This is a genomic window from Paraburkholderia sp. GAS41 (genome assembly GCF_050436545.1).
In the GTDB taxonomy this organism is placed as follows: Bacteria; Pseudomonadota; Gammaproteobacteria; order Burkholderiales; family Burkholderiaceae; genus Paraburkholderia.
This window is the reverse complement of sequence record NZ_JBNDMK010000004.1, coordinates 260,128-273,953: the sequence shown is the minus strand read 5'-3', so window position 1 is coordinate 273,953 and position 13,826 is coordinate 260,128. Positions and strand designations below refer to the sequence as shown.

13 protein-coding genes are annotated in these 13,826 nt (G+C 64.3%); 6 read left to right on the top strand and 7 right to left on the bottom strand.

All coding sequences use genetic code 11. The features are described 5' to 3' along the window. Nucleotides 1-2: 2 nt before the first annotated feature. The 7 genes from P3T43_RS09260 to P3T43_RS09230 all read right to left on the bottom strand — a co-directional run bounded on the left by P3T43_RS09260 (nucleotide 3) and on the right by P3T43_RS09230 (nucleotide 6,971). The gene (locus tag P3T43_RS09260; protein WP_429280735.1) at nucleotides 3-1,049 is read right to left on the bottom strand and encodes a bifunctional UDP-4-keto-pentose/UDP-xylose synthase; all 1,047 of its coding nucleotides are present in this window, start codon (nucleotides 1,047-1,049) and stop codon (nucleotides 3-5) included. Next, nucleotides 1,046-1,981: a formyltransferase gene (locus P3T43_RS09255; RefSeq protein WP_429280734.1), complete on the bottom strand. Its 936-nt coding sequence runs from the start codon at nucleotides 1,979-1,981 to the stop codon at nucleotides 1,046-1,048. The genes P3T43_RS09260 and P3T43_RS09255 overlap by 4 nt, the downstream gene beginning before the upstream one ends. Further along, nucleotides 1,978-3,030: a glycosyltransferase gene (locus P3T43_RS09250; protein ID WP_429280733.1), complete on the bottom strand. Its 1,053-nt coding sequence runs from the start codon at nucleotides 3,028-3,030 to the stop codon at nucleotides 1,978-1,980. The genes P3T43_RS09255 and P3T43_RS09250 overlap by 4 nt, the downstream gene beginning before the upstream one ends. Before the next feature lie 6 nt (nucleotides 3,031-3,036). Then, complete coding sequence (locus P3T43_RS09245; protein WP_429280732.1) at nucleotides 3,037-4,188, bottom strand: DegT/DnrJ/EryC1/StrS family aminotransferase; 1,152 nt, start codon at nucleotides 4,186-4,188, stop codon at nucleotides 3,037-3,039. Between the two features lie 87 nt (nucleotides 4,189-4,275). Then, on the bottom strand, nucleotides 4,276-4,647 hold the full coding sequence (locus tag P3T43_RS09240; RefSeq protein ID WP_429280731.1) for an SMR family transporter: 372 nt from the start codon (nucleotides 4,645-4,647) through the stop codon (nucleotides 4,276-4,278). 25 nt (nucleotides 4,648-4,672) lie between these two features. Then, nucleotides 4,673-6,355: a glycosyltransferase family 39 protein gene (locus P3T43_RS09235; RefSeq protein WP_429280730.1), complete on the bottom strand. Its 1,683-nt coding sequence runs from the start codon at nucleotides 6,353-6,355 to the stop codon at nucleotides 4,673-4,675. Between the two features lie 241 nt (nucleotides 6,356-6,596). Further along, nucleotides 6,597-6,971, bottom strand: coding sequence for an Mth938-like domain-containing protein (locus P3T43_RS09230; RefSeq protein WP_429280729.1), 375 nt, complete (start codon nucleotides 6,969-6,971; stop codon nucleotides 6,597-6,599). 382 nt (nucleotides 6,972-7,353) lie between these two features. Here P3T43_RS09230 and P3T43_RS09225 point away from each other — a divergent pair, with 382 nt between their 5' ends. The 6 genes from P3T43_RS09225 to moaE all read left to right on the top strand — a co-directional run bounded on the left by P3T43_RS09225 (nucleotide 7,354) and on the right by moaE (nucleotide 13,798). Further along, entirely contained in the window at nucleotides 7,354-8,601 is a 1,248-nt protein-coding gene (locus P3T43_RS09225) for a pyridoxal phosphate-dependent aminotransferase (RefSeq protein ID WP_429280781.1), read from the top strand. Between the two features lie 77 nt (nucleotides 8,602-8,678). Further along, nucleotides 8,679-10,010, top strand: coding sequence for a homoserine dehydrogenase (locus P3T43_RS09220; protein ID WP_429280728.1), 1,332 nt, complete (start codon nucleotides 8,679-8,681; stop codon nucleotides 10,008-10,010). A gap of 13 nt (nucleotides 10,011-10,023) precedes the next feature. Continuing rightward, entirely contained in the window at nucleotides 10,024-11,475 is a 1,452-nt protein-coding gene (gene thrC / locus P3T43_RS09215) for a threonine synthase (RefSeq protein WP_429280727.1), read from the top strand. Nucleotides 11,476-11,795: 320 nt separating this feature from the next. Continuing rightward, entirely contained in the window at nucleotides 11,796-13,028 is a 1,233-nt protein-coding gene (locus P3T43_RS09210) for a molybdopterin molybdotransferase MoeA (RefSeq protein WP_429280726.1), read from the top strand. 27 nt (nucleotides 13,029-13,055) lie between these two features. Next, entirely contained in the window at nucleotides 13,056-13,313 is a 258-nt protein-coding gene (moaD, locus tag P3T43_RS09205; protein WP_429280725.1) for a molybdopterin converting factor subunit 1, read from the top strand. An 8-nt stretch (nucleotides 13,314-13,321) separates the two neighbouring features. Further along, nucleotides 13,322-13,798, top strand: coding sequence for a molybdopterin synthase catalytic subunit MoaE (gene moaE / locus P3T43_RS09200; RefSeq protein WP_429280724.1), 477 nt, complete (start codon nucleotides 13,322-13,324; stop codon nucleotides 13,796-13,798). Nucleotides 13,799-13,826: the final 28 nt, after the last annotated feature.

The window sequence follows — 13,826 nt, the reverse complement described above, 5'->3', positions numbered from 1 at the left end:
CCTTATTGCTGTTCGACGAGGGCGCGCGCTTCGGCGACGTGGCCGCGATACGCTTCGAAAATCTTGCGCAGCGCTTCGTCGAAAGTCGACTTCGGCGCCCAGTCGAGTTCCTGCATCGTGTTGTCGATCTTCGGCACGCGGTTCTGCACGTCCTGATAGCCCGCGCCGTAGTACGCGCCCGACGAGGTTTCGACCAGTTGCACCTGCTTGGCCGTCGCGGCGTATTCCGGGAATTCCGCGGCGAGCGCCAGCATCTTGTGCGCGAGCTCGCGCACCGAGAAGTTGTTGGTCGGGTTGCCGATGTTATAGATCTTGCCGGTCGCCACGCCGTCCTTGTTCTCGATGATCTTCATCAGCGCGCCGATGCCGTCGTCGATGTCCGTGAAGGCACGCTTTTGCGCGCCGCCGTCGACGAGACTGATATTCTCGCCGCGCACGATATGGCCGAGGAACTGCGTCACCACGCGCGAGCTGCCTTCCTTCGGCGTATAGATCGAATCGAGGCCCGGGCCGATCCAGTTGAACGGACGGAACAGCGTGAAGTTGAGGCCTTCCATGCCGTAGCCCCAGATCACACGGTCCATCAACTGCTTGGAGCACGCGTAGATCCAGCGCGGCTTGTTGATCGGGCCGTACGAGAGTTGCGACTCTTCCGGGTCGAACTGCTCGTCCGTGCACATCCCGTAGACCTCGGAGGTGGACGGAAACACCAGATGCTTGCCGTACTTGACGGCCGAACGGACGATGGGCAGGTTCGCCTCGAAGTCCAGTTCGAACACGCGCAGCGGCTGCTTCACATACGTGGCCGGCGTGGCGATCGCGACGAGCGGCAGGATCACGTCGCACTTCTTCACGTGATACTCGACCCACTCCTTGTTGATCGTGATGTCGCCTTCGAAGAAATGCATCCGTTCGTGGTTGACGAGGTCGCCGAGGCGCTCGGTCTGCATGTCCATCCCGAACACTTCCCAATCGGTCGTTTCGAGAATGCGTTTGGACAGGTGATGGCCGATGAAGCCGTTGACACCCAGAATCAGGACTTTTTTCATGAATGACGGGAAGATTGAATGAGCTGGGTGAATTCGGCTGGGGAGACGACGGACTCGCTGCCCGCGTGCTGGCGCCGCAATTCATGGATGGCGATGGCGCGGCCATCGCCGCACACCGCAAAAACGGCATTATCGCTTACGTGGAGGCCCGGCGGCAAATCCGACCGGAGTGCGCCGGGACGCGCCAGGCGCGCCTGCGCGACGATGAAGCGGTGGCCTTCGATTTCCGTGAACGCGCCGGGATAGGGCGGCGCCACCGCGCGAATCAGGTTGTATATCTGCTGGGCCGGCTGACTCCACTCGATCCGCCCGTCTTCCGGCTTGCGCCCGCCGAAGTAGCTGCCGTGCGCCAGATCGTTCGGCAGATGCGGCGCTTCGCCTGCGAGCAGCGCCGGCAGCACGCGCCACAGCGTCTGCTCGGCGGCCACCGTGACCTTGTCGAACACCTGCGCGGCGGTGTCGTCGGGCAGGATCGGCACCGGCGTCTGGGCGATGATCGCGCCCGCATCCGGCTTGGCGGCCATTTCGTGCAGGGTCGCGCCGGTTTCGGTTTCGCCCTTCAGCACGGCCCAGTTTGTCGGCACGCGGCCACGGTATTTCGGCAGGAGCGAGCCGTGCATGTTGTAGGCGCCGCGCGCGGCCAGCGCGAGCAGGTCGATTGGCAACATGTGGCGGTAGTAGAACGAGAAGATGAAGTCCGGCCGGGCAGCGCTGAGCGCGGCGCGCAGTTCCGCGCTTTTCGGATCGGCCGGCGTCACCGTGGGAATGCCGTAGCTCGCGGCGACCGCGGCCACGCTGCCGAACCAGATGTTCTCGCTCGGGCTGTCCTCATGGGTGACCACCAGCGCCACGTCCACGCCGCGCGCGAGCAGCACCTGCAGGCAGCGCACGCCGACGTTGTGATACGCGAATACGACCGCGCGTGGCTTCATGGGTTGGGTCCCTGATTGATGAGCGGCGCGGCCTGCACCGCCTGCACCACGGCCTGGCGCGGCGCTTCGGCGACGGTGGTGCCGTTGCGCTGTTCGAGAATCGTCTGCACCAGATAACGGGGACGCGCGCGCACCTGCTGATAGATCCGGCCGATGTACTCGCCGAGCAGCCCGAGCGCGAAGATGATCACGCCGAGCAGGAAGAAGGTGATGGCGAACAGCGTGAACACACCTTGCACTTCCGCGCCGATGATGAAGCGGCGAATCAGCAGCAGCACGAACAGGGCGGCTGAGCCCAGCGACAGGATCACGCCGATGAACGACAACCACTGCAGCGGCACGACCGAGAAGCCGGTGACGAGGTCGAAATTCAGGCGGATCAGCGCGTACAGCGAATACTTCGATTCGCCCGCAAAGCGCTCTTCGTGCGCGACCTCGATCTCGACCGGGTTCTGCGCAAACGTGTAGGCCAGCGCCGGAATGAAGGTATTGATTTCGCCGCAGCGGTTGATCGTGTCGATGATGTGGCGGCTGTACGCGCGCAACATGCAGCCCTGATCGGTCATCTTGATGCGGGTGATGCGCTCGCGCAGACGGTTCATCGCGCGTGAAGCCTTGCGCCGGAACAGGCTGTCCTGGCGCTGCATGCGGATCGTGCCCACGTAGTCGTAGCCTTCGCGCATCTTGTCGACCAGCTTGCCGATTTCTTCCGGCGGATTCTGCAGGTCGGCGTCGAGCGTAATGACGATCTCTCCGCGCGACTGCTCGAAGCCGGCGAGGATCGCCATGTGCTGGCCGTAGTTGCCGTTCAGCAGGATCACGCGCGAGGTATCCGGCCGCTTGCGGAACTGCTCGGCCAGCAACGCCGCGGACTTGTCGCGGCTGCCGTCGTTGATGAAGATCACTTCGTAGGCGGTGCCGAGCGCATCGAGCGCCGGATACAGGCGCGCGAACAGCGCGGCCAGTCCGGCCTCCTCGTTGTACACCGGGATGATGACCGAAACTTCCGGCGTATCAGACATCGGGGAGCGATGTTCCGTTTGACTCATTTCCGCTTATTTTCCGTATTGTTCGAAAATTTCATTGACCGCCTGGCACACGCGCGCCACGTCGCCTTCGTTCATCAGCGTGAAGAGCGGCAGCGTGACCGTGGTGGCGCCGAAACGCTCCGCGTGCGGGAACATGCCTTCCTTGAATCCTTGCGCGCGGTACAGCGTGAACAGGTGGATGGCCGGGTAATGCACGCCGGAGCCGATGCCGCGTTCCTTCAACTGACCCATGAAACCCGCGCGGTCGATGGACAGCTTCTCGAGCGGCAGCGTGATCTGGAACATGTGCCAGTTGCTGTTTTCAAGGTCAGCAAGCGGCAGACCCATGCCCAGGCTGGCCGCGGCGCCGCCTTCGAACCCCGCAAAGTAGGCCCGTGCGAGCTTTCTGCGCTGGGCGATGAAACGCTCCAGATGCGGCAACTGGCCGAGACCCACGCGTGCGGCGACGTCCGTGAGATTGTATTTGCCGCCGAGCACGTCGCAGTCCATGCCGTCGAAACCCGTGCGGGTAATGCCTTGCAGCCGGTACTTCTGGGCGAGGATGGCTTCGTCCTCGTTGTTCAGGACCAGCGCGCCGCCTTCGATCGACGTCAGATTCTTGTTGGCGTGGAAGCTGAACGACACGATGTCGCCGAGCTTGCCGATGCGCTCGCCCTTCCACGAGGAGCCGAAGGCCTGGGCGGCGTCTTCGATCACGCGCAGCTTATGGGCGCGGGCGATGGCGTAGAGCCGGTCCATATCCACCGGCAGGCCCGACAGAAACACCGGGATGATGGCTTTGGTGCGCGGCGTGATGGCCTTTTCGAGCAGATTCAGGTCGATGTTGCGGGTCGTCGGGTCGATGTCGACGAACACCGGCGTCGCGCCCGTTTCGAAGATCACGTTGCTGGTGGAAACCCACGAGGCGGGCGTGGTGATGACTTCGTCACCCGCGCCGACCCCGGCGATGCGCAGGCCGATTTCCAGCGTGGCCGTGCCGGAGTTGAAGGTGCGCACAGGACGGCCGCCGCAGTATTCCGACAGCGCGGCTTCGAACAGCTGGTTCTGCGGACCGGTGGTGATCCAGCCGGAGCGGAGCACCTCGGCCACGCCCTGAATGGTCTCTTCATCGATTTCCGGACGGACAAACGGCAAAAACGGGACTGATGACTGGCTCATGAATGCTTCGCTCGAAAGAAATTGGGGCAGCAACCAACAAGGACGGCGTCCGGCAAGGATACTTCGGCAACCTGGGGCGGCGCGAGCCTAGCTGCGCGCCAGGATGACGACGCCGATCAGGATGATGCCGATCCCGACCAGCCGCTGCACCGACAGCACCTCGCCGAACAGATACCAGGCGGCGATCGCGTTGACGACGTAACCGAGCGACAGCATCGGATACGCAATCGACACGTCGACGCGCGACAGCCCGACCACCCACACCGCGACACTGATCACATAGCAACCCAGCCCGCCGATGATCGGCAATTGCGTTGCCAGTTTGAAGCCAATGGGCAGGATGTTCGCACGGGTGAATTCGAAGTGTCCAACGGCATTCGTGCCGGCTTTCAGCAGGAGCTGCGCGCAGGCGTTCAGCGCGACGCCGGCGAGGATACAAAAGAGCGAAATCGGGTTCATCAACGGTCGAGGTCCTGATATGGGGTCATGGCTGCGGTTTTTCTACGATTACCCGCCGCGAGTCGCGCGCGACGATCTGCATGGGCACATGCTGCGCCAGCAACGCATCGTAGCGGCCCGGCGGGAGCAGCGCGAGGGCGTAACGGTCCGCGTCCCAGCGTTTGATCCATTCGTCTACCGTCGGCACCCACTTCTGCGGTTCGACGGATACGCCGAACGCCAGTTCATCCGGATGTTCGACCATGATCATGGTGTGGTCGACGTAGAAGGGCAACGTGTGGTCGAGCACGCCGACCGAGTAGAACGGCGTATCGGCCGGCAGTCTGGCGATGGCGGCCTTGACGGCCGGCGCGAGCGGCGCGCCGGAGCTCAGGCGGCCGAATACATCGTGCCCGGTGCCGGCGATGGTGCCGAGCAGCAGCCAGGCGGCGCCGAACAGCGCCGTGGCGCCGACGATGCCGCTGCGGCTGTGGCGGTTCAGCCACATTGCGGCGAGCGTCAACACAAAGGCGACGCCGAGCGCGGCCAGCACCCAGCTGCGATAGGCGACGTACAACTCGGTGGGATTGCGGCTGTCGCCGAAGCGGCCCATGAACAGCGCGCCAATTGCCGCTACCGCCAGAAACACGGCGTATCCGGCCAGATGGCGGCGCAGCATGGCGGGCGTGACGAGCGGCAGGTACAGGCCGATCAGCAGAGCCAGCGCCGGGGCGATGGGCAGGGTGTACGACAGCAGCTTCGAATGCGAGGCGCTGAAGAACAGGAAGATGAACACCGTCCAGACCAGCATCATCGTGACCGGCGAGAAGCCGTTCGGCTGACGCGGCAGGCGCAGCGCGTGGCGGATGCTCTGCACGCTCACCGACAGCCACGGCAGGAAGCCCACCAGGATCACCGGCACGAAGTAGTAGAACGCGCCGGGGCGGTTCTGCTCGGGCGTCAGATAGCGCTTGAATTGCTGGACGATGAAGAAGAAATTCAGGAATTCCGGATTGCGCTGTTGGACCAGCACGAACCACGGCGTGGCGATGGCGAAGAACAGGATCATCCCGCCGATCAGGTGCAGGCGCTTCCAGACGGCCCAGTCGCGCGCGATCAGCGTGTACAGCACCAGCACCGCGCCCGGCAGGATCACGCCGATCAGACCCTTCGACAGCATCGCGAGCGCCATCGAGGCCCAGCATAGCCACATCCACAGGCGCACGTGGCTGGACGGCAGGCTGGGACGCTGGGCCAGCAGCAGGGCGCACAGGGTCAGCTCCATCCAGAATGACAGGCCCATGTCCAGTGTGTTGAAGTGGCCCATCAGGTTCCAGTAAGGCGAAGTCGCCAGCACGATGGCCGCGCACACGCCGGTGGCGGCGTTGAACACGCGCGCGCCGGTGAAGCCGATCAGCAGGACGCCCGCGAAGCCCGTCAAGGCCGTGTAGAGCCGGGCCTGCCATTCTCCGATGCCGAACCAGGCGAAGCTCAGCGCGTTCATCCACGTTTGCAGCGGTGGCTTTTCGAAGTACTTGTAGCCGTTGTAGCGCGGTGTGATCCAGTCGCCGGTCAGGAACATCTCGCGGGCCATTTCGGCGTAGCGGCCTTCGTCGCTCGGCAGCAGGTGGCGCCAGCCAAGCGGCACGAACCAGATCACGGCGAGGGCAAGCACGAGCAGCAGTAGGGTGCTGCGGTTGAGCGGTAGCCGGGAAGGCATATCGTTCATGGGTTGTTAGCCTGTCTTTTGCGACGCCGCACAGGCGGCGTGTCAGTGTTGTTGGGAGCGTACGGCCGGTTGTGCACGACCGGTAGCGGATTACCTTGCGGACCGCCGGTTGCGGAGGGCCGGTTGCCGACGGCTGGTCACAGACGGCAAGTCGCGTGGGGCTGGCGTCCGCAGGACCGACCGCCGGCAGCCGACGCGCAGTTTACGATACCGGCCCGACCCGGCGGCCGAATTGCGCCGCTTACGCTTCGATCAGCAAAGCCGCCGCGACCTTGCGGCCCTCGGCCATCAGAATGTTGTACGTGCGGCAGGCGGCCTTGAAGTCCATCGTCTCGACGCCGATCCGATGCGCCGCGAGCGCCGCGGTGAGCCGCGGATGCGGGAACCGCAAACGCTCGCCGCTGCCGAAGATGACGACCTCGGGCGCGGGCTCGATCAGCATGGCGAAATGCTCCGCGGTCAGCGCTTCGAACGCAGCCACAGGCCAAGGCGTGACGGCCGTTTCCGGCATCACGAGGATGCTGCCCATATGGCGCTGAAGATTGATTTCGACATAGCCGGCGCCGTAGCCGGTCACGGTGTTGAGGGCGCCGCTGGAATCCTGGTGTAATTTCAAATTCGTTTTCCGAAGTCGTTCTTTCCGGACTGCATGCACTTGGTGCATTGCGGAAGTCGGCCAAAATCCGCTAAATTATAACTTTTTAGCCGCCCGGCGGCGCCCCTTGCTTCGCGTGCCGCCATAAGCCGCACCCGGAGCGGCTGCCGGACACCGGTCAATGCGCCGGTTCTGGCATGGCCAAACAGCTTATCAGGCGCTCCCTTAAGGTAACCTGAGGGTCCTTGAACGGTCCGCGGCAATACCTCGAGCACCCCGGCGCAATCCGCACCGTCAGCACGAATCAGACACATTCGCGGGAGCGCGCCTGAAACGGCCGCTTCGCACCCCGATGCCCAGGCCCCGTGCGTTGCGGGCCGACCCACTATTTATCCAGGATGAAGTGCCCGCCGTGAAACCGATCCTCAAATCCAATAAGCTGTTGAATGTCTGCTACGACATCCGCGGGCCCATCCTCGAACATGCGAAGCGGCTCGAAGAAGAGGGTCACCGCATCATCAAGCTGAACATCGGCAACCTCGCGCCGTTCGGCTTCGACGCTCCCGACGAGATCATCCAGGACATGATCCTGAACCTGCCTGGCTCATCAGGCTATTCCGACTCGAAAGGGGTGTTCGCGGCACGTAAGGCGATCATGCATTACACCCAGCAAAAGGGCGTGCAAGGCGTCGAGCTGGACGATATCTACATCGGCAACGGCGCCTCGGAACTGATCGTGATGGCCATGCAGGGCCTGCTCAACGACGGTGATGAAGTGCTGCTGCCGGCGCCGGACTATCCGCTATGGACGGCCGGCGTCAGCCTGTCGGGCGGCTCACCGGTGCATTACATCTGCGACGAGTCGAATGGCTGGATGCCCGATCTGGACGATATTCGCGCCAAACTCACGCCGAACACGCGGGCGCTCGTGGTCATCAACCCGAACAACCCGACCGGTGCGCTGTATTCGGACGAACTGCTGCTCGGCCTGATCGAGATCGCCCGCCAGCATGGCCTCGTGATCTTCGCCGACGAGGTCTACGACAAGATCGTCTACGACGGCAAGCAGCATACGTCGATGGCGGCGCTCTCCGAGGACGTGCTGACGGTGACCTTCAACAGCCTGTCCAAGAGCTACCGTTCGTGCGGCTACCGCGCCGGGTGGATGTTCATCTCGGGCCTGACCGGCGAGAACCGCCGTCGCGCAAAAGACTATTTCGAAGGGCTCGGCATTCTGGCCTCCATGCGCCTGTGCCCGAACGTGCCCGGCCAGTATGCGATCCAGACCGCGCTTGGCGGCTACCAGAGCATCAACGACCTGATCCTGCCGAACGGCCGCCTGTACAAACAGCGTCAACTCGCGTATGACATGCTGACGGCCATTCCCGGCGTGACCTGCGTGAAGCCGGAAGCCGCGCTGTACATGTTCCCGCGCCTCGATCCGAAAATGTACCCGATCGAAGACGACCAGCAGTTCATCCTGGAGCTGCTGCTGGCCGAACGGGTGCTGCTGGTGCAGGGCAGCGGCTTTAACTGGAAGACGCCGGACCATTTCCGGGTCGTGTTCCTGCCGAATGTCGACGACCTGGCCGATTCGATCAACCGGATCGCCCGTTTCCTCGACGGCTACCGAAAACGCCACGCGGTCTGACGCGGCGTGGGCCCATCGCCCGCGCGCCAGACCTCGACACCTGTTTCCCTTAATCCTTACTCGAAAACACACGCTGCATGGAACCGATCAAAGTTGGACTACTGGGCTTCGGCACGGTGGGCAGCGGCACCTTCACGGTACTGCGCCGCAATCAGGAAGAAATCAAACGGCGTGCCGGGCGCGGCATTGAGGTTGCGCGCATTGCCGTGCGCAATCCGGCCAAGGCCACGGCGGCGCTCGGCAACGCGGCCGCCACGGTGGAGATCACCGATAGCTTCGACGCCGTGGTCGACGATCCGTCCATCGACATCGTCGCGGAAATGATCGGCGGCACGGGTATCGCGCGCGAGCTGGTGCTGCGCGCCATCGCCAACCGCAAGCACGTGGTGACGGCCAACAAGGCCTTGCTGGCCGTGCACGGCACCGAGATTTTCGAAGCCGCGCGCGCCAACGGCGTGATGGTGGCGTTCGAGGCGGCGGTGGCGGGCGGTATTCCGATCATCAAGGCGCTGCGCGAAGGGCTGACGGCGAACCGGATTCAGTACATTGCCGGCATCATCAACGGCACGACGAATTACATCCTGTCCGAGATGCGCGACCGCGGGCTGGATTTCGCGACCGCGCTGAAGGCCGCTCAGGAACTGGGCTACGCCGAAGCCGACCCGACCTTCGACATCGAAGGCGTGGACGCCGCGCACAAGGCAACCATCATGAGCGCGATCGCATTCGGCGTGCCGGTGCAGTTCGACAAGGCCTACGTCGAAGGCATCAGCAAGCTCGCCGCGATCGATATCAAGTATGCCGAAGAGCTCGGCTACCGGATCAAGCTGCTGGGCATCGCGCGACGCGCCGACAGGGGCATCGAACTGCGCGTGCATCCGACGCTGATTCCGGAAAAGCGCCTGCTGGCCAACGTGGAAGGGGCGATGAACGCGGTGGTGGTGCATGGCGACGCGGTCGGCACCACCTTGTATTACGGCAAGGGAGCGGGCGCGGAGCCGACGGCCTCGGCCGTGGTGGCGGATCTGGTGGACGTGACGCGTCTGCATACCGCCGATCCGGAGCATCGCGTACCGCATCTGGCTTTCCAGCCCGACAGCCTGTCGAACACGCCGATCCTGCCCATCGAGGAAGTGACGAGCGGCTACTACCTGCGCCTGCGCGTAGCGGACGTGACCGGCGTGCTCGCCGATATCACGCGCATCCTCGCCAACACCGGTATCTCGATCGACGCGCTGCTGCAGAAAGAGTCGGAGCAGGTGGACGCCAACGGCAAGGGCGAGACCGACATCATCCTGATTACGCACGAAACGGTTGAAAAGCACGTCAACGCGGCGATCCAGAGCATCGAAGCGCTGCAAACCGTGGTTTCGCACGTGACCAAGCTGCGCATGGAAGCGCTGAACTAGGCCAGAGACTGATATGAACTACCTTTCCACGCGCGGCGCCGGAGCCGGCGAGCGCCATACGTTTTCCGACATCCTGCTGGGCGGACTCGCAAGAGACGGCGGCCTGTATCTGCCCGCCGAATACCCGCGGGTCTCGGCCGACGAACTGGCGCGCTGGCGCACCCTGCCGTACGCGGATCTCGCCTTCGAGATCCTGTCGAAATTCAGCGACGACATTCCTGCCGAAGACCTGCGCATGCTCACGCGCCGCACGTACACGGCTGCGACTTACTGCAACGTGCGCAACCACGAAAGCGCCGAGCAGATTACGCCGCTCAAGACGCTTGGTGTCGAGAACGGCGCGCCGCTGTCGCTGCTCGAGCTCTCGAACGGCCCTACGCTGGCGTTCAAGGACATGGCGATGCAGCTGATCGGCAACCTGTTCGAGTACGCGTTGGCGCGGCACGGCGAGACTCTCAACATCCTGGGCGCGACTTCGGGCGACACCGGCAGCGCCGCGGAATACGCCATGCGCGGCAAGAAGGGCATCCGCGTGTTCATGCTGTCGCCGCACCAGAAGATGAGCGCGTTCCAGACGGCGCAGATGTACAGCCTGCAGGATCCGAACATTTTCAACCTCGCGGTGCAAGGCAATTTCGACGGCTGCCAGGATATCGTCAAGGCCGTCTCGAACGATCACGCGTTCAAGGCGAAGTACAAGATCGGCACGGTCAATTCGATCAACTGGGCGCGCGTCGTCGCCCAGGTCGTCTACTACTTCAAGGGCTATTTCGCGGCCACCACGTCGAATGACGAGCGGGTGTCGTTCACGGTGCCGTCGGGCAACTTCGGCAACGTCTGCGCGGGGCACATTGCGCGCATGATGGGTCTGCCGATCGAGAAGCTGGTCGTGGCCACCAACGAGAACGACGTGCTCGACGAGTTCTTCCGTACCGGGATTTACCGCGTGCGCAAGGCGGCGGAGACCTATCACACCAGCAGCCCGAGCATGGACATTTCGAAGGCGTCGAATTTCGAACGCTTCGTGTTCGATCTGCTGGGGCGCGATCCGGCGCGCGTGCTGCAATTGTTCCGCGATGTCGAGGAAAAGGGCGGTTTCGATCTGGCGGCGAGCGGCGATTTCGTGCGGGTCGCGCAGTTCGGCTTCGTGTCCGGCCGCAGCAGCCATGCCGACCGCGTCGGGGCGATTCGCGATGTATTCAAGCGCTACGACACGATGATCGACACCCACACGGCAGACGGCCTGAAGGTGGCGCGCGAGCATCTGCAAGCGGGTATTCCGATGATCGTGCTCGAGACGGCGCAGCCGATCAAGTTCGGCGAGACGATCCGTGAAGCGCTGTTGCGCGAGCCGGAGCGGCCGGCGGCGTTTGCCGGGATCGAGTCGCTGCCGCAGCGTTTCGAAGTGCTGCCGGCGGACGTGCAGTGCGTCAAGCACTTCGTCGTCGCGCATACGGGCGATTGAGGACGACTCGGGGCGGCCGGTTCCTGGGCGCCCGATTCGACGGCCATGGTGCAGCGCCTGCTGGCAGGGCCGGGCACCATGGCCGTTTTACTTGTGGCGCTTGCCACCCGGTTTGCTCCGCGCCAAGAAAACGCCGTATCTGTCGCGTCTGGCGCCTTAACCGCTGCGGTTCGAATCTGGCGAATCCGTCAGCTACGGTCGAAATCTGACCATCAGGTCACGGGCCCCCGTCGACTGGCGCAGACCGCTACAATATTCTTTTCAGTCCAGCGCGCCCCCGACCGATGTCCACCCCTCCATCTACCGCGCCTCGCGCGCCGATGCTGTCAACTGCCGACGCCCTTGCCACCTTGCTCGGCGCCTCCAATGCCGTTGCCGGCGAGGAGACGCTGCCCACGCTCGAGGCGTTGAACCGCGTGCTGGCCGTCGACGTCGTGTCGCCGCTCGACGTGCCGCCGATGAACACCAGCGCGATGGACGGCTACGCCGTGCGGATCGCCGATCTCGCCCAGGGCGAGCGCCGTTTGCCGGTCTCGCAGCGCATTCCGGCAGGACACGCGCCGCAGCCGCTCGTGGCAGGGACGGCGGCCCGCATTTTCACGGGGGCGACGGTGCCGCCCGGCGCTGACGCCATCGTCATCCAGGAGCAGACCGAAGCTGCCGGCGACGCGGTCACGATCCTGCACATGCCGAAAGCCGGCGAGTGGATTACCGCGCAGGGCGCGGATATCCATAGCGGCTCGGTGATCTTGCCGGCGGGTACGCGACTGACGCCGCAGGCGCTCGGGCTGGCTGCATCGGTGGGCTGTGCGGAATTGTCGGTACTACGGCGCGTCAAGGTAGCGGTGTTCTTCACCGGCGACGAATTGACCCTGCCGGGTGAGCCGCTCAGGCCCGGCGCCATTTACAACTCGAATCGCTTCACGTTGCGCGGGCTGCTCGACAAGCTCGGCTGCGAGGTGACCGACTACGGCATCGTCCCCGACGCGCTCGACGCGACGCGCGCGACCTTGCGCGAGGCGGCGCAGGCGCATGACCTGATTCTCACCTGCGGCGGCGTGTCGGTGGGCGAGGAAGACCACGTGAAGCCGGCCGTCGAGGCGGAAGGGCGTTTGTCGATGTGGCAGATCGCCATGAAGCCGGGCAAGCCGCTCGCGTTCGGCGCGGTGCGGCGCGGTGCGCCGGCGGCCGAAGGCGCGACGGCTCCCGCTGAAACGTTCTTCATTGGCTTGCCGGGTAATCCGGTGTCGAGCTTCGTCACCTTCCTGCTATTCGTGCGTCCGTTCCTGCTGCGTCTCGCGGGCGTGCGGATCGTGACGCCGCGTGCGCTGTCGTTGCGGGCCGATTTCACCCAGTCCAAAGGCGACCGGCGCAACGAATTCCTGCGCGCCCGTATCAATCCGGCCGGCGGCCTCGATCTGTTCCCGAACCAGAGTTCGGCGGTGCTGACGTCGACGGTGTGGGGTGACGGCCTGATCGACAACCCGCCCAATCACATGATCAGCGCCGGCGAGACGGTGCACTTCATCCCCTTTTCCGAATTGTTGAACTGACGCCGGCAGCGTCCGGTGACGACCCCGATGAAGATCCAGCTGAAATTTTTTGCAAGCGTGCGCGAGGCACTCGGCGCCGCCGACGAAGCCGTGGAGGTGCCCGATAGCGTCGCCACGGTGGGCGACGTGCGGGCATGGCTGCGGGCGCGCGGCGGCATCTGGGCGGAGACGCTCACCGAGGGCCGCGCGCTGCGCATGGCCTGCAATCACGTGATGACCGACGCCGGCACGCGCCTGACCGAAGGCTGCGAAGTCGCGTTCTTTCCGCCCGTGACGGGCGGCTGAGGGAGACGATGACCGTTCGCGTCCAGACCGAAGACTTCGACCTGACCGCCGAAGTGGCCGCCTTGCGTGCACAGAATCCCAAGGTCGGCGCGGTGGCGTGCTTCGTCGGCACCGTGCGCGATCTGAACGACGGCTGCGTGGTCGAAGCCATGGAACTCGAGCACTATCCGGGCATGACCGAGAAGTCGCTCGCGGCGATTGTCGACGTGGCGCGCGAGCGCTGGCCCGGCATCGAGGTGCTGGTCATCCACCGCGTCGGCAAGCTGTATCCGCTCGACCAGATCGTGCTGGTGGCGACCACCGCGGCGCATCGCGGCGACGCGTTTGCGTCCTGTGAATTCGTGATGGACTACCTGAAAACCGAAGCGCCGTTCTGGAAAAAGGAAAAGACCGCCGAGGGCGAACGCTGGGTCGATGCGCGCGTGTCCGATGACGCCGCGCTGGCACGCTGGGGCATGGGCCCGATCAATACGAAGTCCGAATGAAGCGCGGCGCGCCCGCCGCGCAGAGCCG